We start from the raw sequence: 1143 nt of genomic DNA, 5'->3' as shown, positions 1-1143 counted from the left end.
TGGCCGCGTCCAGCTTCTTGATAGCCACCCAGGAGTTGCGTTGCGTGTCGACCGTCAGGCTATCGATGCCCAGTGCATCGGTAGTGGTGTTGGTGGCGTTGATGACAGAGGCGATAACACCCGTTGCCTTGCCGGTAGTGGCCACAGTAAAGCCAGCAGACAGGGTCACGACGGCGGCATCACCTGCCGAGTCCAGCTTTTCGGACATCAGGTCGATACGGTAGGTGCCGGTGTCGTTCACCGACAGGAAGGCCGTCACGCCGGTGTCGGACGATTTACGGTTGATGGCCTCCACGACCTGACCCATACGCTCCGAACCCGAAGTAGCGGCAGCAATGGCACCCAGATGAACCGTCGCACCGCCGGTAAGGGAAATGGTCAATACACCGGTGGCAATCGTCGCCAAAGTGCTGACGGAACTGGCATCCACCGCGCTGGCCGACTGGTCAAACGAATAGGCCACATCGGCCAAGCCTTTGGCGGTGGAGTTGGTCAGTGCGCCCACGGTAATGTTGTCACCGGCGTTGGCACCCACCTGGAAGGCGGCACCGGCAAACGTGCCGTCCAGCACCTTGCGGCCGTTGAACGAGGTTTGCTTGGCGATACGGTCCACTTCGTCGGTGAGTTGGGCCACTTCGGCCTGCAGCGCGGCGCGGTCGGCCTTGCTGTTGGTGGCGTTGCTGGACTGCACGGCCAGTTCACGCATACGTTGCAGCATGTCGCCGACCTTGCCCAACGCGCCTTCAGCGGTTTGCGCCAGCGAGATACCGTCGTTGGCGTTACGTGCGCCGACGCTCAAACCCTTGATCTGGCCTTGAAAGCGCTCTGCAATAGCCAAGCCAGCCGCATCGTCCTTGGCGCTGTTGACACGCAGGCCGGAAGACAGGCGCTGCATGGAGGTGGCGAGCGAACCGCCCGAAGCCATCAGGTTGCGCTGTGCATTCAGCGAATTGACGTTGGTATTGATAGTGGTGGTCATTTCAAAGCTCCTAAGGTGTGGGTCCAATGACGAACCAGTGAAAAGGCCCGTTGGATAGGTTTTCGGGTGTCCGCGCGAAAACTTTAGGGCTAACGCGTAAATAACCGGGTTTTTCTTTCCGCGTATCCGCGCTACAGCTCGGTCCTTAATGACCACAATTTACT

Annotated in this window: 1 protein-coding gene; it reads right to left on the bottom strand. The window is 59.6% G+C overall.

The window, feature by feature from the left end:
- Positions 1 to 979: flagellin N-terminal helical domain-containing protein (locus tag AC097L_RS25575; RefSeq protein WP_479589508.1), on the bottom strand; the 979-nt coding region annotated here is incomplete at its 3' end.
- Positions 980 to 1143 lie beyond the last annotated feature (164 nt).

It is taken from the genome of Rhodoferax sp. RT5P35 (genome assembly GCF_056521385.1).
The sequence above is the reverse complement of the archived record's forward strand: the minus strand, read 5'-3'. Positions and strand labels throughout refer to the sequence as shown.